Origin of the sequence: Mycobacterium szulgai (assembly GCF_002116635.1) — a bacterium.
GTDB classification, from domain to species: Bacteria; Actinomycetota; Actinomycetes; order Mycobacteriales; family Mycobacteriaceae; genus Mycobacterium; species Mycobacterium szulgai.
This window is the reverse complement of sequence record NZ_LQPW01000134.1, coordinates 85,451-105,844: the sequence shown is the minus strand read 5'-3', so window position 1 is coordinate 105,844 and position 20,394 is coordinate 85,451. Positions and strand designations below refer to the sequence as shown.

Genomic DNA, 20,394 nt, shown 5'->3' with positions numbered 1-20,394 from the left:
GCGGTGCGGCCGCCGGCCAGCCCGGTTTGGGTGGCCATAGCGGCAACGGCATCCCCGACGGCCATCCAGGCGCTGACGCCAAGGCGGGAGGCGTCGGCCCGAACGGCACCGCCGGGCACTCCGGAATTCCTGGCTAACCCGCTCGAAAAGGCCTTGAACAGGGCATTAGCGGTTACCAACGTGGTTAGAGTTCGGCGCTACTAAAGGCTCACCTACGACGTGAGCCGGAACCCTGCGCCGCCGTCGTGCGATAGACACTCCAGCTATCGCGCGCGGCCACACCGGCGTCGACGTCCAGCATCGACGCCGAGCCGGTTCTCGAGCCTGCCGTTACGTTGTAGTCGCTCCTCCGGCGGCGGGGCCGCCGGCCACTGCCCGGGCACTGTCGCGAAGCAGCACAAACCGCTCGTAGGTGCTGACCTTCCGCTGGATTGAGCGCAACAGCGGTGCGGCCCGCTCGTCGCGGATGTTGGTCGCAAAGTCGAGCCCGGATCCGACTACGTCGCTGGCCCAAGATATTTCGGTAAGAAACAGCGCGCGCGCCCAGTCCAGGTTAGACAATGGCACTCTTCCGCCGATGGCGTCCTTCAATCGGCCTATCAGCGCGTCGAATTCGCCGGTTGTAGACAAGCCGACGAGCGGAGCCATCAGCGTGTCGGCCCTAGCCGCCGAACCCCAGTATTCGTTGAGTCCATGGAGCATGAGCAAGCGCTCATCCTCGGTGAGATCGATAGCGACGAGATCAGATTCAGTCATGAACATTCCAGTCTTTGCTTTAGTTCGCCACAATCTTTGCGTTGTCGCGGAGCCTGCCGTTACCTTGTAGTCGCTCCTCCGGCGGCGGGGCCGCCGGCCACTGCCCGGGCACTGTCGCGAAGCAGCACAAAGCGCTTGTAGGTGCTGACCTTCCGCTGGATTGAGCGCAACAGCGGCGCGGCCCGCTCGTCGCGGATGTTGGTCGCGAAGTCGAGCCCGGATCCGACTACGTCGCTAGCCCAAGATATTTCGGTGAGAAAGAGCGCGCGCGCCCAGTCGAGGTCACAGAGGGGCTCCCTGCTTTCCACACTCTCTATCAGTCGCTGAAGTAATGCGCGAAATTCTTCAATGGTGGACAAGCCGACGAGCGGAGCCATCATGGGCATAGCCCGGTGCGCCGAACCGCGATACTCATTGAGACCGTGAATGATGAGCATGCGCTCATCCGCACTGAGGTCAACCGCGCCAAGTTCTGATTCAGTCATGAACATTCCAGTCTTTGCTTTAGTTCGCCACAATCTTTGCGTTGTCGCGGAGCAAGTTGTACCGCCGCGGGGTTACGGTCTTGCGCTGGACCGAGCGCACCAATTCCACCGCGTCCTCATCGCGAAATCTGGTCGCGAAGTCAAGACCGGAACCGACTAGATCACTGGCCCAGGAGATTTCGGCGAGAAACAGCGCACGCGACCAGTCGAGCTCGGAGAGCGGTTGTCCGTTGTCGATGGCCTCGAGCAATCGCCACACCAGGGCGCGGAATTCGTCATCGCTAGAAGCGCCGAGCGATGACGAGAGGAAAGGTACGGCCCGTTTTGCCGCCCCGAAGTACTCGTTCAAAGCTTCGACCATGAATCGGCGTTCATCGTCATCGAGATCGATGGCGACGAGGGGAATGTCGGTCACGAGTGAGTGTCTCCTCTCAGAGGCTCGTAGAGTCACTGTGCCCCGGTAAATTCATCGAGATCGGGCAGTTCGTCTTTGCCGAAAACCGGCAGGCCGTGGTGACTGTGAGGCGGCTGCACTGGGTGCGGGATGGATTCAGGCGGCAGCGGACCGCCGCCGAAACCCCGGGGAAGCGGTTCCACCGGAACCGGCGCGGGTCTGCCGGGTGGCTCAACCGGCCGTGGCGCAGTAGTACCTGCCGCGCGCGGAAACGCATCCTGAAGTTCGCCGCGCGGTATCGAGGTGACCCTAATGGGCACCTTGTCGTCCACGTACGCTTGAAACCTCTTCGGCCGGTATACCGTTCCGGCATCAAGTGCTTTCGGATCGCGAATTATGAGCACGTTCGTTTTCGGATCGTAGAGAGCGGGCGCCCCGTCCGAGGTGCGCCCGATGACGAGACTGCCTGGGTCCTCGAAGTTTCGCCGGAACATGTCTTTGACGATGTCAGCCAACTCCTCCCTCGTCGCTCCTCCCCAGAATTCTCCGAGGTGCTTGTCAGCATGCCCGTAGGCAATCTTCTCCGCGGCCCTAGTCAGCGGATCACTACTCCAGCCACCGGGTGGAGGTTGCGGCTCGACTTTCGGCCGTTGTGGAATCGGAGTGCGGAAGTCAACCGGGCGTACCGCGGGCTTGGGCCCACCGTGCTGGAAAGTGATACTGGCGATTCCGGCGACGGCACCGGTGATACGAGCTGCGATCTGTCGGTCCAAGCCGACCAGTTGCCTGCGCGCAAATCAATGTCGGCTAGTAGCGCCTCCGCATCGGCTCGCCGGGCCGCTTGTTCGGCAGCTGTGCTCCAAACCAATTGATCGGTCAACGACAGGTCTTCGCCGACCACGAAGCCCGCAGCATGGGCATCCTCGACCGCATACTGCATACGGGAGCGGGATGCATACAACTCCGTCGCAGCGATGCGCGCAACTTTGACCGCCATCACCAGCTGCTCGCGCACCCCGCTGACGATCGCTTCATCGGCGAAGGTGCGAGACCGCAACCTCTCAGCGGCTTCACCCTGCCAATCGATCGATACCGAATCCCGCCGAATTTGGTCGAATGCCGCATAGCACCGCGAGCCGGCGTCCTGCCAATAAGCGGCCGCATCAGTGAGATGCTCGATGGGCCAAGACATCAGCTCGGAAAGACTCGGAAGCGCACCTACAACCGCCATAGCTAGGCGTCCCCTACAACTACCGTGGCCAACTCGTCAGCAGCGCTCAGTTCATTGCGGACATAGCGGCTATCGGCCTCGGCGACTTCCAAAGCGCGGGCGCGCGCCTGAACGACCAGTGCTGTCTTAAAAGCCGCGATGTCGGCGTTGGCAGCCCTCACCGCAGCCGAACTGGCCTGGCACGACAAGCCCAACAGGGACGGGGACGTACCACCGCTCAGGTCGCCGATAAGTGCGTGCCAGCGACTCGACATCACCTGCAGCGCAGTGGTATCGACGCGCAACACTTGATTCACGCCAGGGAGCGTAAATGTCGCGGTCCGCTTGCGCTATTCACTAATGGCTCGCCGGCAACGTCAGCCGGAACCGTGCGCCGCCATCGTGCGGTAGGCACTCCAGCTCGCCACCGTGTGCACGGGCCAGCGCCCGCGCGATCGGCAAGCCCAGGCCCGCCCCGCCGTGATCGCGGGCACGTCCGGCATCCAGGCGCACCAAACGTTCGAAGATGCGGCCATGTTCGCCGTCGGGGACGCCGGGCCCGGTATCGGTAACGGTGAGTTCGACGGCAGCCCCCCGCGTGCCCAGATCGATGATGATGGCTCCACCCGGCGGCGTATACCTGCGGGCATTGTCGAGCAGGTTGGACAGAATCTGGGCCACCCGGGTGGGATCGGCCGCGACCGTCAGGTTGGTCAGGCCAGTTCGGGCAACGCTTAGCTGCGGTGCCAGCATGGCCGTTCGCTGCACCTCGGCGTCGACGATCGCGCCCAGGTCGGTCTGTCGAATATCCAGTGGCAGCCCCGCATCGATCCGGCTGAGATCGAGCATGTCGGCGACCAGCCGTCCGGCGCGCCGGGCGTCGGATTGCAGCAAGCTAGCGCGCCGGTATTGACCACGCGCCTCGGGATCGGACTCGTGCTGACCGGCGCTCGCAGCGAGTTGTTCGGCAGCGGCCTGGATGCCCGCGATCGGCGTGCGCAACTCGTGGGCCGCGTCCACCAGGAACTGCCGGGTCGCGGCCTCGGCGCGTTGTGCGGCTTGCGCAGCCTGCTGGGCACGTAGTTCGGAGTGTTCCAGCGCGTCCAGCATTCCATCGAAAGCTCTTGCGGCACGGCCAAGTTCGGTGTCGGTGCGATCTGGACGCAGGCGGCGACCGCGATCGCCGGTGGTGATGTCTTGGGCCAGCGCGGTGAGCCGGTCCAGCGGCCGCAGCGCGGCCCGGCTGACCGCGACTAACAGCACGGCCGCCACTATCAGGGTCACCAACCCCGCGGCGAACATCAGTTGCCGCAGTTGACGGGTTACTTGAGTGGTCTGTGTGGTGTCGGCGACCAGGATGACTCGGGAACCCTCCGGCAAATGATGCACCACAGCGGTTGCCGTGGCGTCCGGCGGCAATCCGGGTGGCGGCCCCGGTGGAGGTAGCGGCGGCGGGCCGGGTGGCCGGCCCGGTGGAAGCGGAGGCGGGTAGCCGGGCAACACCGGAACGGCTGGGCCGGCCTGGGTATCGGGACTGATGCTGCGATCGCCGTAGGTGTTGCCGTCGGCGGTGACCAGGAGCGCCCGCACACTGCCGCCGTTGAGTTGAGCGGCCAGCAACTCGGGTGGCGTGTTGGCGGCGCTCAACGCATCCGCGCGCGATGTGGCCGCCAGCAGCCGATCGTGCAGACTTCGCCGGGCCTGCAATCCCAGGCTCACGTCGATGGTGAAACCGAGCACCACCAGCAGCAGTGCCAACAGCGCAATCACCATCAGCACCACCCGGCGCTGCAGCGACGGGGTGCGAGTCGCCGACTCCGGCGTCATGAGCGCTGCGGTTGCAATCGGTAGCCCAGGCCGCGCACGGTGTGCAGAATCCGCGGCCCGTGCGCCTCGAGCTTGCGTCGCAAACTGCTGACGTGGACCTGCACCAGGTTGGGGTCATACGCGTCATATCCCCACACCGCGTTGAGGATCTGGCCGGCGCTGACGATCCGGCCGCGTTGCTCCACCAGGAAATGCAGCAACCGCAATTCGGTGGCGGTCAAGTCCAACCGGTGTCCGTCGCGCGCGGCCACACCAGCGTCGACGTCCAGCATCAGATCGCCCATTTGAATCACTTGCGGCAACCGGCCCCGACGACGCAACACCGCCCCGACCCGCGACACCAGTTCGGCGAGTTCGAACGGTTTGACGACGTAGTCGTCGGCTCCGCCGTCGAGGCCCCGTAACCGGTCCGGCAGACCGTCGCGGGCGGTGATCAACACGATGCCGATGTCGGCCCACTCACGGATGACGTCGATGAGCGCGAAGCCGTCCCGGCCGGGCAACATCACGTCGAGCACCACCAGGTCCGGCCGCATCCCTTCCAGAACTTCTTCCAGTCCTGTTCCATCGCAGCGCGTTTCGGTGTGATAGCCACCATCGGCCAACGCCTCGCTGACCATTTCACGGATCGTCTCGGAATCCTCGACGACCAGAACCCGGGGTGCACCGACACTGAATTGATCGACGCGAGCGCCGGCCGACCGTGCGCGCGAACCATCGGTCATGGCTTCATTGTTAACGCCTTGTTCTGAGATATGCCTGAAGCAGGCTAGTTTCTTCATTACTCAAGTCCGACGACGTGGGGATAGACATGACTTCAGGTAACACCAACCCGCCCCCACCACCCATTTCCAGCCGGCGCCATTCCACCGGGGTAGTGGTCGGTGCGGGGGTACTGGGGTTGGCGATCGGCGCGCTCGTCACATTCGTATTGACCGGGCTGACTCTGAAGGTTCGCGTCGAGCTGCCCCCGCCTCCCTACCCGCAATTGTCAACGGCGCCGGTGAGCTATCCCCCGCCCCAACCCGGCCCGTCGACAACCGCACCCATCCCCGCTCCGGGTGGCTTGCCGGCACCGCCGGCGCCGCCGTTGCCGCCGCGCTGACTGGATCTTCTTCAGATCCACTTCAAGTTCGCTCTCTACGGTCACCTGCATGACCACGGAAAACACCGATACCAATCCGAATATCGGCACCCCGGCCGCAGACCAAGGCGCCGTCGCCAATCCCGCACCGGTCATAGCGCCAGACCGTCCGCGCCGCCGACACTCCACATCCGCACTCGTTGGTGCTGGAGTGGGCGGCGTGATCGTCGGCGCACTCGGTAGTGCGGCGACGTCGCTTTTCCTGTGGGTTTTCGCGTTCGGGCCGCCTCCGCCCCCGGGCCCGATGGGTCCGGGTGGGCCGCAGATGGCCTGGCATCACGGGCCGCCACCCGGAGTGGGCATGCCGCCAGGACCCATGCAGGGCGGACCGCCTCCAATGCCCGGTGCCCCGGGAGGCCCTGCGTTCCGGTTTGGCCCGCCCCCGGGCATGCCCGGTGCTGGCCGTCCGCCCATGGCACCGCCGCCGGGAGCACCTGGTCAGGGACCTGGCGGCCCGGCAGCACCGGCGCCGACGCCACCGGCTAGTACTCCAGGAACTCCAGGAACCCCGGGAACGCCACCCAGGTAAGCGCCCGAGGTGAACGCTTGTTTATGATTGTAAACATGCGTTCACCTCAATCGGACGATCGAACAGCGCGAGCACGGATCCGCGACGAGGCGCTACGGCTGTTCGCTGAACGCGGTCCCGCCGCGGTCACGATGCGCGACATCGCGGCCGCGGCGGGCGTGTCTGCACCCTTGTTGATCCGGCATTACGGCTCAAAAGATGGGTTGATCGAGGCGGTCGACGCACACGTCGTCGCGACCTTCGAGGCGCTGCTGACCAACATCACCGAGCAGACCGCCGGGCTCGACCAGGACGCAGTGCCCAGCCTGCTCGACGGCCTGGCCACCCTTTTGCCGCCGGAGTCCGCGATTCCGGCGTATCTGAGCCGGATGCTGATCGAGGGCGGTCCGGCAGGATCGGCCCTCTTCGAGCGCCTGTTTCGGCTGAGTGAACAAACTCTCGACGAGATGGTTGCCGCCGGAACCGCAAGTGCCGGATCGGATTCGGCGGTACGGGCGGCCTTCCTGCTGGTTAATGATCTGGCGGTGCTGACGTTGCGCCCCCGGTTAGCCGAAGTACTCGGCGTCGATCCGCTTTCGGAGGCGGGAATGCGGCGCTGGGCCGGCGAGGTGTTCGCGATCTACCGCGACGGCCTCGTCAGCACCTGACGTACGGAATAAGGGAGGCAAGGATGTCACGATTGGCTACGACCGGCGCACGGCTGCTGCGGTCCCGTCCGCTCGTGCGCGCCCCGATCTGGATCTATAAGGCGCGCGCCGGCGCGCTGCTCGGGTCTCGGACATTGATGCTCGAACACATCGGTCGCAAGTCGGGTGCACGACGCAATGCCGTTTTGGAAGTCGTCGATCACCCCGCTCCCGACACTTACGTCGTGGCGTCGGGCTTCGGACGAAAAGCTCAGTGGTTCCGCAACATTCAGGCCAACCCGCGCGTGCGCGTCTACGCCGGCAGCCACCGGCCCGTCCCGGCCACCGCACGGGTTCTCGATCAGGAACAGGTCGACCGCGTACTGGCGAGCTATCGCAGCCGCCATGCTGGTTGGTGGGAACGGTTCAAACCAGTGCTCGAGCAGACGCTCGGTACTCCGATCACCGACAGTGGAGCGCCACTGCCGATGGTCGAGCTGCGCCTGGTCTAGTGGCGATCGCAAGCGCGGCGCAGCCGGGCGCCGCGGGTCGCCACCATCGAGACCAGTGGCGATCGCAAGCGCGGCGCAGCCGGGCACCACTAGTCGCGCTCGGGCCCTTGCACCGTCATCAGCGCATACGTCGTCAGAAATGACGCCGCGGGAAGGGCATTGACCACTTTGTCGCGCACCCGGATGTGCGCGGCCACGGCCAAGACGAAGTACAACGTCAGCATCGCCGTGGTCAACCTGGCCAGTAGAGGGAACCGGCCAACCGACAACAAACCGATCGCCGAGAAGACCTTTACCACGGGCAGGACCGGGCGGACGGCTTCCGGAACTCCCAGATCGTCCAAGGTCTTGGCGATATACGAAAGCGGTATCGCGCATGCCACCGCATCGCCGACCTGAAAAACAGCAAGTGCCGCATAGGTTTTCGGTGAAGTCAGAGCGCTCATCGGCGAAGCCTATTGACTCAGCTCGGGCGGTGCTCCAAAGGCGCCATCGACCGGTTTGCGGGAGAACACGTCTGTCTTTGCCCCACTGACGGGCGGGGTCTGGGCGATCGCGGGATCGGAGTCCGTGGAAAACCAGTCGGCGACCTCGGCATCGTCATCGTCGGAGGCATGCTTTGGGACGTCATCGACCGGCGACGGCTCGAACCGGAATACACCGTCCTCACCCGGTGTGCCGAGCAGCCGGGTGAACCCTTGCAACGCCGCACTGAAATCGCTGGGAACTACCCACACCTTGTTTGCGTCACCGCGCGCCATCTCCGGCAGCGTCTGCAGGTACTGATAGGCGAGCATTTCCGGGGTCGGACGACCGGCCTTGATCGCGGCAAACGTCTTTTCAATGGCCTTGGCCTGCCCCTGGGCCCGCAGATAAGCGGCCGCTCGTTCTCCCTGCGCGCGCAGCACCCGGGACTGCCGGTCGGCTTCGGCGCTCAGGATCGCGGCCTGCTTGGCCCCCTCAGCGGCCAGGATCTGGGACGTCTTCTGACCCTCCGCCTGCATGATCGCCGCCTGCCGGGTGCCCTCAGCCGTCAGAATCATCGCGCGCTTTTCCCGGTCGGCCTTCATCTGCTTTTCCATCGAGGCCTGAATCGACGGCGGCGGGTCGATGCTGCGCAGCTCCACACGCGCGACCCGCAGGCCCCACCGGCCCGTCGCCTCGTCGAGCACGCCACGCAATTGAGCGTTGATCTGGTCACGAGAGGTCAGCGTCTGCTCCAGCGTCATGCCGCCGACGACGTTACGCAGCGTGGTGGTGGTGAGCTGTTCCACGCCCACGATGTAGTTGCTGATCTCATAGACGGCCGCCTGCGGGACCGTGACCTGGAAATAGACCACGGTGTCGATGTTCAGGGTCAGGTTGTCCTCGGTGATCACCGGCTGCGGCGGGAACGACACCACCCGTTCGCGCAGGTCCACTCTCGCGCGGACGCGGTCGATGAAAGGCACCAACAACGTCAGCTGGCCGCTAACCGTGCGGCTGTATCTGCCCAGCCGTTCGATCACCGCGGCCTCGGCCTGCGGGATAAGCGCAACCGATTTAGCCACCACGACGATCGCAAAGATCACCAGGACGGCCAGCAACACTAAACCAGCTACCGCACCTTGCACGGGAGTTCCTTTCTCGAAGCACTATCCGTTTTTGAAGACCACGGCGGTGGCGCCGTCGATGTGCACGACGGTTACCTGCTGGCCGGGCTCGTATACATCACCCTCGTTCAGCGGGCGCGCTGTCCACACCTGACCGTCGAGCTTCACCTGGCCCTCATCGCGGGCCACCCGATCAAGCACCAACGCGTTCTTGCCCTCCAGCGCCTTGACTCCCATCAGGACTCCCTTGGCCGGAGTCAGCCGTCTGCGCAACGTGGGCCGCACCAGTACCAGCAGCAGCAGCGAGACGATGAGAAATACCAGCCCGTCAGCCCATACCGGCCAATCCATCAACCAGCTGCTTCCGGCCGCCGCCAGGGCACCGCCGCCGAGCATCAACAAGAACATGTCGCCGGTGAGCGCCTCCGCACCGGCCAGCACCAACGCCGCGATCAACCAAATCAGCGCCACGGACATGCGCACAGGATACGCGTGATCCGCCACGATGGCGGCGAGCAACTACACTGCGAGATCATGTGGTGTCCCAGTGTTTCGCTGTCGATGTGGGCCAACGCCTGGCTCGCGGGCAAGGCTGCGCCCGACGACATTTTGGACGCGCTATCTCTTTGGGCCCCAACACAATCCGTGACCGCATACGACGCCGTGGCTGCAGGTCACACCGGACTGCCGTGGCCCGACGTGCACGACGTCGGCACCGTGTCACTATTGCAGACCCTGCGTGCCGCAGTGGGACGCAATGCGCTGTCCGAACCGGGACGGCTGCGCGGGACGATCAACGTCGTATTGCCGGTGCCCGGCGACGTCCGTGGGCTTTTTGCCGGAACGCAGTTCGAGCGCGACGCTCTGGCCGCAGGTGAGGCGGTGATCATCACCAATCCTGATGATCCCGGCAGCGCAATCGGGCTTGTCCCGGAGTTCTCCTACAGCGATCTCGACGAAACCGACGCAACCGCCGACGGGGAGCTGAACCTGCCCGAATTGTCCGCTCTGTCTTGGATCGTGTACTCCCTGCCCGGCGCGCCGGTACTCGACCACCACGAACTCGGCGATGCCGAATACGCACTGCGGTCAGCCGTTCGCTCGGCGGCCGATGCGTTGAGCGCCATCGGGCTGGGATCGGCAGCCACCGATGTCGCCAATCCGCGCGGCCTGGTCGAACAGCTGCTGGAATCCTCACGGCAACACCCGATTCCCGACCATGCCCCATCGCGCGCAATGCGGGTGCTCGAGAACGCCGCACACGTCGACGCGATTATCACCGTCAGCGCCGGGTTGAGCCGATCACCCGGCTCGAATGTGCTGCAATCCGCCTCGCAAGGTCAGATTGCCACCGATGCGCTCCGGCCGCTGACCGCCGTGGTGCGCTCGGCACGGATGGCCGCAATCACCGCGATCCTGCACTCGGCGTGGGCCGACTGATCTCGGCTTCTCGCGCCACGCAGTGCGGCGGACGACACGGCTGGCCGTCCACACTGGCAAGGCAGCCGGGCACCGGATCGTGGCCTTGCACCCGCAAAGGCTCACGCCCGTAACGCAGTTCGTCGACCAAATCGGCGGCCAGGCGGGCGAACCGCCGATCGGCATTGGGTGTCCCGGCCCGGGCGAACTTCATGTCCAGGGCCTCGGCCTGCAATCGCAGTTCGTGGTCGAGGTCCCACACCACTTCGATGTGGTCGGCGACAAATCCTATGGGACAGACGATTACAGCATCGGTGCCCGCGTCGGATAACGCCTGGAGGTGGTCGGCAACATCGGGTTCCAGCCACGGGACCTGCGGCGGCCCCGAGCGAGACTGCCAGACCAAGTCGTATTCGGCACAACCGGCAGCGGCGGCGACCAGCCTTGCGGCATAACCTACTTGGCGGCTGTACAGATTAGGGCCACAGCGCTGATCGGCGGCCAGCGGAATCGAATGTGCGGTGAACACCAACCGGGCATCGGGCGGTACCCGGCAGGCAGCGGCCGCCACGGCGTCGGCGAACATCTCGACGAAGAGCGGATGGTCGAAATACGGTCGCAGCTTGACCATTTCAGGCGCTTGCGAGCCGGCCGCCGCACGTGCTCGCGCAATGTCCTCGACGTACTGTGTGCAGCTGGAATAGCCACTCCACGCCGACGTAGTGAACACCGCGGCACGGCGAACACCGTTGTCTCGCATAGCCGCAACGGCGTCTTCGACGTAGGGTGCCCAATTGCGGTTGCCGAAGTAGACCGGCAGCTGCTGTTCGGCTTCCAGCTCGGCGATCAGCGCGCGGTTGATTCCGTTGATCGGTGATACCCCACCGAAATGCAGGTAGTGCTCGGCCACCGCATCCAGCCGCTCGGGCGGCACGTTTCTGCCGCGGGTGACGTTATCCAGGAACGGCCGCACCTGCTCGGGCCCCTCGGGGCCGCCGAAGGACAGCAGCAGGATCGCATCAAACTCCATGCGAGTTAGAGCAACTGCGTGTGTGCGCCGCCGTCGGCGAAGATGATGTCGCCGGTGGTGGCCGGCAGCCAGTCCGAAAGCAGTGCGCACACCGTCTTGGCGACCGGCGTCGGGTCTTTCATGTTCCAGCCGACCGGAGCGCGCTGATCCCAGCCCTCTTCGAGTAGCTGTATTTGCGCGCCCGCCTCCTCGCCGAGTGCGCCTCCGACGATAGCGGCCATGGCCAGCGTCCGGATCGGTCCTGCGGCAACAAGATTCGAGCGCACACCGTATTTGCCGGCCTCGCGTGCCACGAAGCGGTTCACCGACTCCAGCGCGCTCTTGGCGACCGTCATCCAGTTGTAGGCCGGCATCGCCCGGCTCGGGTCGAAGTCCATGCCGACAATGGAGCCCCCGGAGTTCATGATCGGCAGCGTCGCTTTGGCCAGGGATGCGTAGGAGTAGGCGGAGATATGGATGCCCTTGGAGACGTCCTCGTAAGGCGCATCGAAGAACGGGTTGATGCCCATGCCGGTCTGCGGCATAAAGCCGATCGAGTGCACCACGCCGTCCAGCTTGTTGCCCTCACCGATGACTTCGGTCACCCGGCCGGCCAGGCTGGCCAGGTGCTCTTCGTTCTGCACGTCGAGTTCGATGAGCGGCGCCTTCTCCGGCAGCCGGTCCACGATGCGCTGGATCAGCCGCAACCGGTCGAATCCGGTCAACACCAGTTGGGCGCCCTGTTCCTGGGCCACCCGCGCGATGTGGAAAGCGATCGACGAGTCGGTGATGATCCCGCTGACGAGGATCCGTTTGCCTTCGAGCAGTCCTGCCATGTCCGTCCTTGCTTTTCGTTAGTGGCCCATACCCATGCCGCCATCGACCGGGATGACCGCACCGGAGATGTAACTCGCGTCCTCCGAAGCCAAGAAGCTGACCACGCCGGCGACCTCGGCGGCGGTGCCAACCCGCTTCGCCGGGATGAATTCCAATGCCCCCGCCTGAATCCGCTCGTCCAGTGCGCGCGTCATATCCGTGTCGATGTAGCCCGGGGCAACCACATTCGCGGTCACGTTGACCTTCGACAGCTCCCGCGCGATCGAGCGGGCCATGCCGATCACACCGGCCTTGGAGGCGGCGTAGTTGGCCTGGTTGCCGATGCCCCAGCTACCGGAGACCGAACCGATGAAGATCAATCGGCCGAACTTCTTTCGCTGCATGCTGCGCGATGCGCGCTGAGCCACCCGGAACGCCCCGGTGAGGTTGGCATCGATGACCTTCTCGAAGCGCTCCTCGGTCATCCGAATGAGGAACGCGTCCGCAGACAGGCCGGCATTGGACACCAGGACCTCGACCGGACCCTGGTGTTCCTCGACCTCTTTGAAAGCGCGGTCGACGGCGTCGTTGTCGGTGACGTCACACTCGACGCCGAACAGTCCCTCGGGCGCTCCCGATCCGCGGTGCGTGACGGCAACCTTGTGGCCGTCGGCGGCCAGCCGCTGCGCGATCGCCAAACCGATCCCCCGGTTTCCGCCGGTGACCAGTACTGAACGGGAGACGAATGCGGGTTTGCCGCCATCGGTGGCTGTGTCAGTCACCCCGACAACCTATCGTCTTGGCGCCGCAGCGCCGAAATCGGCTCCCGCTCACTACCCGCGCGAATGTAACGTGGCTGCGACATCGGGCTGCCGATTTCGCAGTGGCGTTACGCTGGCGCGGACTGTCGGTCGGTGTCGGCACACTTTCGCCATGACTGACCCATTTCTGGGCAGCGAGGCCATAGCATCCGGTGCATTAACCCCCTATGAGCTGCGCAGTCGCTATGTTGCGCTGCATCGGGACATATACCTGCCACGCGCCGTCGAGCTGACGCCGATATTGCGTGCAAAGGCGTGCTGGCTGCGTTCGCGGCGGCGCGGCATCCTCGCTGGCTTCTCAGCCGCTGCCCTACACCGTGCCAAATGGATCGACGCGACGCTGCCCGCGGCGATCATCGACACCAACCGCCGCCCGGCCACCGGCGTACAGGTTTGGGAGGAGCGCATCGGCGACGACGAGATCACCCTGATCGACGGCATACGCGTGACCACCCCACCCCGGACCGCGCTTGACCTCGCCAGGAGATGTCAGCTCGGCCTCGCTGTCACCGCTGTCGACGCACTCATGCAGGCGACCGACCTCAAGCTGGTCGAGGTCGAACTCTTGATGGACCGCTATGCCGGTCGACGGGGAATGAAGGCCGCCAGAGCCGCCCTCGAATTGGTAGACGGCGGGGCGCAGTCGCCAAAGGAAACCTGGCTGCGCCTGCTATTGCGGAAGGCTGGATTTCCCCCGCCGCAGACACAGATCGCGGTGCGCAACGTATGGGGTTGGGCGGAAGCGTATTTGGATATGGGCTGGGAGGAGATCAAAGTCGCGGTCGAGTACGACGGCGATCATCATCGGTCCAGCCGCTACCAATACGCAAAGGACATCCGCCGCCTGGAAAAGCTCGAAGCCATGGGCTGGATCGTCGTCCGGGTCATCGCCGAAGACCATCCGACCGACATCATCCGCCGGGTCCACGAGGCGCGAGCGCGACGAGCGTAACGGTGCTGCGAAAATCCGGGTCGGATGTCGCGGTGGCGTTACGCTCGCCGAGCAAGGCTAGGTCGGCAAGCGGCGGTTGATCAGCAGCGCGGCCAGGCCCGCGAGCGCCAGAACCAGCGCACCGAGCCGCAGCCAGCCCACACTCGCGTCACCCTTGATCGTCTCGTAGCCGATCTGCTGTTGCAGCGACGCGTAGACAGCCTTCAGCTCCGCCAGGGTCGCAGCGTTGTAGGAATTGCCGCCGGACAGCTGAGCGACCTTCTTCATCGTCTCGTCGTCGACGGGCACCGGCTGGCGCTGGTCGTTGATTTCGACGAAACCATAGGGGGTGCCGAACGAGATAGTCGAGATCGGCACGCCCTGGTCCTTGGCGGTGCGCGCGGCGGTGTAGGCGCCCTTGGGGTTGTCCGGGTTGGTCGGCATCGTCTCCTTGCCGTCCGAGAACAACACGATGCGCGCCGGCGGCGGTGTGTCGCCGCCACCAATGACCGCGCCGACGGTCGCGATGGCCTGCAGAGCGGTGAAAATGGCCTCGCCGGTCGCGGTGCGGTCGGCGAACTGCAGCTTGTCGAGTGCGGCCTTGGTCGCATCACGGTTGGTCGTCGGCGACACCAGCACCGTCGCAGTCCCCGCATAGGCGATGAGGCCGAGGTTGATACCCGGGGTCAGCTCGCCGGCGAACTGCTTGGCGGCCTCCTGCGCGGCGGCCATCCGATTGGGCTCGACATCGGTGGCCCGCATCGACTGCGACACGTCGATCACCAGCATCACCACCGCGCGGTTGCGCGGAATGCGGACGTCGTTCGTCGGCCCGGCCATCGCGATGGTGAACAACACCAGCGCCAGGGTCAACAGAATCGCCGGGATATGCCGCCACCGCGAGGGGCGCTTGGGCGCCACGCTCTCCAGCAATTCCATGTTGGCGAACCGCAACATACGTCGTTGCCGGGCGAGCTGCAGCACGATGTAAAGCGCGATCAGCCCGGCGACGGCGAAAAGAAACAGAAAGAACCACGAGTGTTCGAAGCCGGACAGCGTCATCGGCCCGAGCAACGGCAACGTCATAACAGACCCGTCATCCTGTTTGTGCCTGTCCTGTTTGTATCCGTCACCGGCGCCCCGCCATTGCCCCGCGCCGGCGGGAGGAGACGAAACGCACGATGTCGCCGATCCAGTCGCGGTCGGTGCGAAGTGTCATCACCGGCGCGCCGCAACCGCGAATTGTGCGGGCCACGTCGGCACGGTGCGCCGCGGCGGCTCTGGCGAAGTCGGTCTGCAACTGGGCGTCGATGGTGAATTCGCGAACCGCCCCGGACTCGGCGTCCTGCAGGACCACGTCGCCGATGTCGGGCAATTCGACGTCGCGCGGATCGAGGACCTCGATGGCCAGCACCTCGTGGCGGGCCGCGATCGCGCGCAGTGGCCGCATCCAGTTGATCGGCCCGAGAAAGTCGCTGATGATCACGGCCATCCCGCGACGGCGTTCCGGCCGGCGCAGCGCGTCGATGGTGGCGGCCAAGTCGCCACGTACCCCCGTGGGCGCCTTGGGAGTGGTCGCGATGGTACGCAACATGGTGTGCACATGCTCTCGACCCGAACGCGCCGGAACGCGAATGGTGTTGGCGCCGTTGGAAATCAGCGCGCCGAGTCGGTTGCCACCGCCCACGTTGAGGAAGGAGATGGCCGCCGCGGCCGCCACCGCCAGGTCGCGCTTCTCACAGACGGCGGTGCCGAAGTCCAGGCTGGCCGACATGTCGACCACCAGCCAGGTCTCCAGCTCGCGGTCGGCGATCATCTGCCGGACATGCGGATGGGTGGTCCGCGCGGTAACCGCCCAGTCCATCCGGCGCACGTCGTCACCGGGTTGGTAAAGCCGCGACTCCCCCGGCTCCGAACCCGGGCCGGGAATCAGGCCGAGGTGATCACCGTGCAGGATGCCATCCAGTTTGCGGCTGACGGTGAGCTCCAGGGTGCGCAGCGCCGCCGCGAGCTTCGGATCGTCGATGGTGCCGCGGAGCATCGACGGCGGATGCACGACGGCCGGGGTCTTAGAATCTGTCACCGACCGCCAGCCGCCACCGTGGCGCCCTGCATCACCGGAGCCACCGAATGTCCCTGCTGCGGAACGGCATTCACCTGCGGCATGGCGACCGTCTGCAGCACCCGGTTGATCACGATCTCCGACGAGATCTCGTCGGCCAGCGCGTCGTAGGTGAGCACCAACCGGTGCCGGAGCACGTCGGGAATGACGTCGATGACGTCCTGCGGGATGACGTAGTCACGCCCGCGGACCAGCGCGAGCGCCCGGGAAGCCGCGATGATGCCCAGCGAGGCGCGCGGCGAGGCGCCGAACGCGATCCAGGCCTTGACGTCGTTCATACCCAGCTGCTCGGGGTGGCGGGTCGCGGTGACGACGCGAACCACATAGTCCACCAGCGCGTGGTGCACGAAGCAATTGGCCGCAACACCTTGCAGCCGCAGCAGATCGCCGGTGTTGAGGATCTGCTTGGCCTGCGGTGGGGTGACACCCATCCGGTAGATGATCTCCCGCTCTTCTTCGGGCGACGGGTAGCCGACGTTGATCTTGAACAGGAAACGGTCGCGCTGCGCTTCGGGCAGCGGGTAAACGCCTTCCTGCTCGATCGGGTTCTGCGTCGCCATCACCAGGAACGGGCTGGGCAACGGGAAGGTCTTGCCCCCGATCGACACGTGCCGTTCGGCCATGACCTCGAGCAGCGCGGACTGCACCTTCGCCGGCGCACGGTTGATCTCGTCGGCGAGCAGGAAGTTGACCACCACCGGGCCCAGCTCGGTGTCGAACTCCTCCTTGCCCTGCCGGTAGATGCGAGTACCGACGATGTCGGTGGGCACCAGGTCGGGCGTGAACTGGATCCGGGCAAACGTCCCGCCGACCACGCGCGCAAAGGTCTCGACCGCCAGCGTCTTGGCGACGCCGGGAACACCTTCCAGCAGCACGTGTCCCTTGGCGAGCAGGCCGACCAGCATCCGCTCCACAAGTTGGTCCTGACCCACGATGATCCGCTTGACCTCGAAGATCGCCCGTTCCAGGGTGTGTACCTCGGCGGCCAGCCCGTCGGCGCCACCCGACGGTGCCTCATGAGCCGGCGGGCCCGACTGCCCACCCGGACCCGGGTAACCGCCACCTGCTGATGTCATCAATAACCCTCCACAGCTCATTTGGACACGACTGCCAACACGACAAATGTCACCGGGCAGCGACGTGCCCGGGTTCAACTATTCCAGGCCTGTGGGATTCCGTCGACGCCGCCATCCCCGCCTGGCAAATCAGACCCAGGGTCAGTAGTCGATGATCCGAGTCACGAATGGCGTCATACCGGACTTGCGCACCGGACTGATAGTGACCTTGCCGGCGCTTCCCGACGCCTCCAGCATCTGGCCGTTGCCGAGGTACATGGTGACGTGCTGGCTGCCGTTGGGGCCGTAGAAGATGAGGTCGCCGCGCCTGGCCTGCGAAGGCGGGATGTGCTTGCCGGCGTTGTACTGGTCGCCGGAAAACCGCGGGATCAGCACGCCTACCCCAGCGAATGCGTAGCGCATCAGGCCCGAGCAGTCGAAGCCGACGGTGCCCGCACCGGAGTCAACGCCCTTACTGGGACCTTCCAGCGTGCCCCCGCCCCAGGAATACGGCACGCCCATCTGTGAGCCGGCTCGCCGGATCACGTATTCGATGGCCTGCCTGCCGTTGGCTCGCGGAATCCGGCTCGGGCCGGTGTTGCCGCCGCCGGGAGCCGCGGCGGGAGCGGTCGGACCGCCGAGACCCAGCCCACTGAGGAACTGCCGGCCCAGATCGATCGTGGTTTGGGTGGCCTGCGCGGTGGCCTGCAGCGAGGCGTTGGCGACGGCCAGCGGATCTCCCGGGGCGCCTGCACTGACCGCTGCCGGCAGGGTGGGATCCCATTCGCCGGGATCAGCGTCGGCCGGAGCGGCCACAGCGATCACGAGCCCGGCTACCAACCCCAGAACCAAGGGAGTGATCCGGGCTAGGTTGGTCAGGCGAAATCGGTTGTGGCGCATAAGACCTCGTTAATACTCGATATAGCGAACCACGAAGGGTGTCATGCCGCTGGTGCGCACCGGCGCGGTACGCACTTTCAAACCGATGTCGGGCGCCTCGAGCATCTGACCGTCGCCGAGGTAGATCGTCACGTGCTGGCTACCACCGGGGCCGTAGAAGATGACATCGCCACGGCGCATCTGCGACGTCGGGATCTTGCGGCCCAGGTTGTACTGCGAACCGGAGTAGTGCGGCAGCTTGATGCCCACTCCGGCGAACGAGTACAGAACAAGACCCGAGCAGTCGAAGCCGGTGATGTTGGCCCCGGAGTCGATTCCGTGGCTGGGGCCGGCCGCGTTGCCACCGCCCCAGGAATAAGGAACGCCGATCTGGGACATGCCGCGCCGGATCACATACTCGGAAGCCTGCCGCCCGTACACCCGTGGAATCCGGCTAGGGGTGGCAGCGGTGGGGGCCGCATTGGTGATGCCGGTGTCGGTGGGCTTGAGGATGCCCAGCTGCTGCAGGAAATTGCGCCCCATTTGAGCGGTGACCTGCGCCGAGGTCGCCGAATACCCGAGCACCTGGTTGACGACCGCAATCGGGTCGCCCGGAATGTTGGCGCTGGGGATCTGCGGCAGCGTGGGGTCCCAACCGTCCCAGTGGCGGCCTCCGCCCGGGCCCGATCCCGTATCCCACATGTTCGGCGGCATGCCCTGTCCGCCGGAGGAGGTCCAGGCCACGAGTTTGGCCGCTTGGAGTTTGGCTTCGGCCTCGTCGCGTTCGGCAGCCAGTCGGTTGACCTCGTCGCGCTGCTGGTCGAACGTGCGCTGCGTGTCGGTCAGCGCCGCGACGGCGGCGTCTTGACTGGACTTCGCATCGGCGGCGGCCTTGTCAGCCTTCTCCTTGGCCAGCCGCGCCGCCGATTCCTTATTCACCTGCTCAGTCCGGGCCCGCTGCAAATTGGTCATCACCGTCTGCGCGCTGGCGGTCAGAGCCCGGGTCGCGGTCGCCGCGGCGATCATGTCATCGGGGCTCTTGGCGGTGAGATAGCTGTCCGACGGACCGTTCATATAGGTGGCGGCCGCAAACGTGTTGAACCGGCGCTGCGCCGCGGCGATCGCGTCGTTGGCGTCCTTGACCGACTGCTGGCTCACCTCGAGCGCGTGTTGGGCTTCGGTGGCGTTTTCCCGCGCGGTCTCGACAGCGACCATGGCCTTGTTGACGCTCTCCTGCTCCGTCTGCACCGCAGCACTGAGGTCTTCCAAGCGCTGGTTGGCCTTGGCGACATTGGCTATCAGGACGGCCATTGCGTCGGCATTCGGGTCCGCGTGCACCAACCCGGGTGTGCCCATCAGCAGGGCGATGCTCACGACCGAAGGAATCGCCGGGCGCACAAACCTGGCAGCCGTTCGCGAAGCGGAGCTGCGGCGGGTCCGTCTCATTCGCTCGGGTCTCCTATGGGCTCAAAAATGGACGGACAGCGCCAGTTTTCACTGAATAGCGCCAAAGGCATCACAAGCATCATTTGCACCGTACGTCACAACTGACGCTAAAGAAACGTATGTCACAAAGTGCACCCGGGACGTGCAATGAATGTGACCGAACGGTTATCTAAATAGTTTGCCGAAACAGGCGGCACGCTGGTGCGGCGACACCAGCATCAGTGGTTTTACCTGGTTAGATGTCCGTCTTCGGCTCTTCTGCCGCGACTGTGGCGGTTTCCGATGATGTTGCTGGCTGCCTACTGCGCAGCTGCCGGAAGCGGGTGCCGACGGCCGCTGCCAACACACCAATCAGTACGAAAATGGTGAACGCAGTCCAGGGAAACTCTGGCGTAGTCAACTCATTCAAAAAGTTCTGCGCCGAGTGCACCGCGTTGCCCGTCTTGGAATGGTCCTCTCCTGCTTCCAGCGTGACCCGCGGGTAGTGCGTGCTGTAGCTGCCGACGTAGCTGGGGCTCAGCGCCAGGACAGTGGCGTCGGGATAGTCGGCGCCGACGACGGTGGCGATATCGCGCAGGGGTGTGTCGTTGGGCGGGTTGTGGTCGAGCAGGACGATCTTGAGGTCGATGCCGTGGTCGTGCGCCTCGTGGACTACCCCGAGCAATCCCGGCACATCTGCCGGTGGTGCGCTTACGCCGACCGCGGCGACTTGCGACTTGACCGCGTTTATGTCGACGTCTTGCGGAATGTATGCCGGCAGAAACGGAATGATCTGGGGTTCATGGCCGGTCATCGCGTCGCTCCTCCAACTGAATTAACAA

At 65.2% G+C, this 20,394-nt stretch carries 26 protein-coding genes; 6 read left to right on the top strand and 20 right to left on the bottom strand.

Translation table 11 applies throughout. The features are described from left to right. Positions 1–330 precede the first annotated feature (330 nt). The 8 genes from AWC27_RS19245 to AWC27_RS19210 form a co-directional block, all read right to left on the bottom strand. Positions 331–756 carry a hypothetical protein gene (locus tag AWC27_RS19245; RefSeq protein ID WP_139837092.1) on the bottom strand — a complete coding sequence of 142 codons (426 nt, stop codon included), beginning with the start codon at positions 754–756 and terminating at the stop codon, positions 331–333. A gap of 59 nt (positions 757–815) precedes the next feature. Continuing rightward, positions 816–1,241, bottom strand: a complete 426-nt coding sequence (locus AWC27_RS19240; RefSeq protein WP_139837091.1) for a hypothetical protein — start codon at positions 1,239–1,241, stop codon at positions 816–818. Between the two features lie 19 nt (positions 1,242–1,260). Then, on the bottom strand, positions 1,261–1,656 hold the full coding sequence (locus AWC27_RS19235; protein ID WP_085671939.1) for a hypothetical protein: 396 nt from the start codon (positions 1,654–1,656) through the stop codon (positions 1,261–1,263). Positions 1,657–1,688: 32 nt separating this feature from the next. Further along, a complete protein-coding gene (locus AWC27_RS19230) occupies positions 1,689–2,150 on the bottom strand; it encodes a hypothetical protein (protein ID WP_139837090.1) in 462 nt (153 codons plus the stop codon). 80 nt (positions 2,151–2,230) lie between these two features. Beyond that, a complete protein-coding gene (locus tag AWC27_RS19225; RefSeq protein ID WP_085671937.1) occupies positions 2,231–2,866 on the bottom strand; it encodes a hypothetical protein in 636 nt (211 codons plus the stop codon). Between the two features lie 2 nt (positions 2,867–2,868). Further along, positions 2,869–3,162, bottom strand: coding sequence for a hypothetical protein (locus AWC27_RS19220; RefSeq protein ID WP_245847266.1), 294 nt, complete (start codon positions 3,160–3,162; stop codon positions 2,869–2,871). Positions 3,163–3,202: 40 nt separating this feature from the next. Beyond that, a complete protein-coding gene (locus AWC27_RS19215; protein ID WP_085671936.1) occupies positions 3,203–4,672 on the bottom strand; it encodes a sensor histidine kinase in 1,470 nt (489 codons plus the stop codon). Next, positions 4,669–5,397, bottom strand: a complete 729-nt coding sequence (locus AWC27_RS19210) for a response regulator transcription factor (protein WP_085671935.1) — start codon at positions 5,395–5,397, stop codon at positions 4,669–4,671. The genes AWC27_RS19215 and AWC27_RS19210 overlap by 4 nt, the downstream gene beginning before the upstream one ends. 86 nt (positions 5,398–5,483) lie before the next feature. On the opposite strand from AWC27_RS19210, the gene AWC27_RS30355 reads away from it, so the two are divergent. From AWC27_RS30355 to AWC27_RS19195, 4 genes are read left to right on the top strand one after another with little or no spacing between them, the layout of a single operon-like run. Continuing rightward, positions 5,484–5,777, top strand: a complete 294-nt coding sequence (locus AWC27_RS30355; RefSeq protein ID WP_139837089.1) for a hypothetical protein — start codon at positions 5,484–5,486, stop codon at positions 5,775–5,777. 49 nt (positions 5,778–5,826) lie between these two features. Next, positions 5,827–6,345, top strand: coding sequence for a hypothetical protein (locus AWC27_RS19205; protein ID WP_211281671.1), 519 nt, complete (start codon positions 5,827–5,829; stop codon positions 6,343–6,345). A gap of 35 nt (positions 6,346–6,380) precedes the next feature. Beyond that, positions 6,381–6,992: a TetR/AcrR family transcriptional regulator gene (locus AWC27_RS19200; protein ID WP_085671934.1), complete on the top strand. Its 612-nt coding sequence runs from the start codon at positions 6,381–6,383 to the stop codon at positions 6,990–6,992. A 23-nt stretch (positions 6,993–7,015) separates the two neighbouring features. Continuing rightward, complete coding sequence (locus AWC27_RS19195; protein ID WP_085671933.1) at positions 7,016–7,483, top strand: nitroreductase family deazaflavin-dependent oxidoreductase; 468 nt, start codon at positions 7,016–7,018, stop codon at positions 7,481–7,483. Positions 7,484–7,572: 89 nt separating this feature from the next. Here AWC27_RS19195 and AWC27_RS19190 read toward each other — a convergent pair whose 3' ends face one another. Genes AWC27_RS19190 through AWC27_RS19180 form a run of 3 tightly spaced genes read right to left on the bottom strand, consistent with a single transcriptional unit; the run spans position 7,573 to position 9,552 of the window. After that, positions 7,573–7,929: a DoxX family protein gene (locus AWC27_RS19190; RefSeq protein WP_085671932.1), complete on the bottom strand. Its 357-nt coding sequence runs from the start codon at positions 7,927–7,929 to the stop codon at positions 7,573–7,575. A gap of 9 nt (positions 7,930–7,938) precedes the next feature. Then, positions 7,939–9,096, bottom strand: coding sequence for an SPFH domain-containing protein (locus AWC27_RS19185; RefSeq protein ID WP_085671931.1), 1,158 nt, complete (start codon positions 9,094–9,096; stop codon positions 7,939–7,941). A gap of 21 nt (positions 9,097–9,117) precedes the next feature. Continuing rightward, positions 9,118–9,552, bottom strand: a complete 435-nt coding sequence (locus AWC27_RS19180) for an NfeD family protein (RefSeq protein WP_085671950.1) — start codon at positions 9,550–9,552, stop codon at positions 9,118–9,120. A gap of 57 nt (positions 9,553–9,609) precedes the next feature. Here AWC27_RS19180 and AWC27_RS19175 point away from each other — a divergent pair, with 57 nt between their 5' ends. Further along, on the top strand, positions 9,610–10,515 hold the full coding sequence (locus AWC27_RS19175; protein ID WP_085671949.1) for a hypothetical protein: 906 nt from the start codon (positions 9,610–9,612) through the stop codon (positions 10,513–10,515). Here the strand turns inward: AWC27_RS19175 and AWC27_RS19170 are convergent. The 3 genes from AWC27_RS19170 to fabG1 are packed head-to-tail and all read right to left on the bottom strand — an operon-like array spanning position 10,481 to position 13,101. Beyond that, entirely contained in the window at positions 10,481–11,524 is a 1,044-nt protein-coding gene (locus AWC27_RS19170) for a ferrochelatase (protein WP_085671930.1), read from the bottom strand. The two genes, AWC27_RS19175 and AWC27_RS19170, sit on opposite strands and share 35 nt — an antisense overlap. 5 nt (positions 11,525–11,529) lie before the next feature. Further along, positions 11,530–12,339 carry an NADH-dependent enoyl-ACP reductase InhA gene (gene inhA / locus AWC27_RS19165; RefSeq protein ID WP_085671929.1) on the bottom strand — a complete coding sequence of 270 codons (810 nt, stop codon included), beginning with the start codon at positions 12,337–12,339 and terminating at the stop codon, positions 11,530–11,532. An 18-nt stretch (positions 12,340–12,357) separates the two neighbouring features. Then, positions 12,358–13,101, bottom strand: a complete 744-nt coding sequence (gene fabG1, locus AWC27_RS19160; RefSeq protein ID WP_083114092.1) for a 3-oxoacyl-ACP reductase FabG1 — start codon at positions 13,099–13,101, stop codon at positions 12,358–12,360. 151 nt (positions 13,102–13,252) lie between these two features. Between fabG1 and AWC27_RS19155 the strand changes: the two genes are divergently transcribed. Continuing rightward, positions 13,253–14,092 (top strand): DUF559 domain-containing protein, encoded by an 840-nt coding sequence (locus tag AWC27_RS19155; RefSeq protein WP_085671928.1) that lies wholly within the window; start codon positions 13,253–13,255, stop codon positions 14,090–14,092. A 57-nt stretch (positions 14,093–14,149) separates the two neighbouring features. On the opposite strand, the gene AWC27_RS19150 is transcribed toward AWC27_RS19155, so the two are convergent. From AWC27_RS19150 to AWC27_RS19125, 6 genes are all read right to left on the bottom strand, one after another. Continuing rightward, on the bottom strand, positions 14,150–15,157 hold the full coding sequence (locus AWC27_RS19150; RefSeq protein WP_085671927.1) for a VWA domain-containing protein: 1,008 nt from the start codon (positions 15,155–15,157) through the stop codon (positions 14,150–14,152). 43 nt (positions 15,158–15,200) lie between these two features. Continuing rightward, positions 15,201–16,154, bottom strand: coding sequence for a DUF58 domain-containing protein (locus tag AWC27_RS19145; RefSeq protein ID WP_139801714.1), 954 nt, complete (start codon positions 16,152–16,154; stop codon positions 15,201–15,203). Next, positions 16,151–17,269, bottom strand: coding sequence for a chaperone MoxR1 (moxR1, locus tag AWC27_RS19140; RefSeq protein WP_085671926.1), 1,119 nt, complete (start codon positions 17,267–17,269; stop codon positions 16,151–16,153). Before moxR1 ends, AWC27_RS19145 begins: the two co-directional genes overlap by 4 nt. Before the next feature lie 141 nt (positions 17,270–17,410). Beyond that, positions 17,411–18,148: an NlpC/P60 family peptidoglycan endopeptidase RipB gene (gene ripB / locus AWC27_RS19135; protein ID WP_085671925.1), complete on the bottom strand. Its 738-nt coding sequence runs from the start codon at positions 18,146–18,148 to the stop codon at positions 17,411–17,413. Between the two features lie 9 nt (positions 18,149–18,157). Beyond that, the gene (gene ripA / locus AWC27_RS19130) at positions 18,158–19,573 is read right to left on the bottom strand and encodes an NlpC/P60 family peptidoglycan endopeptidase RipA (protein WP_085671924.1); all 1,416 of its coding nucleotides are present in this window, start codon (positions 19,571–19,573) and stop codon (positions 18,158–18,160) included. A gap of 235 nt (positions 19,574–19,808) precedes the next feature. Continuing rightward, positions 19,809–20,366, bottom strand: coding sequence for an Rv1476 family membrane protein (locus tag AWC27_RS19125; RefSeq protein WP_085671923.1), 558 nt, complete (start codon positions 20,364–20,366; stop codon positions 19,809–19,811). Between the last annotated feature and the right edge of the window lie 28 nt (positions 20,367–20,394).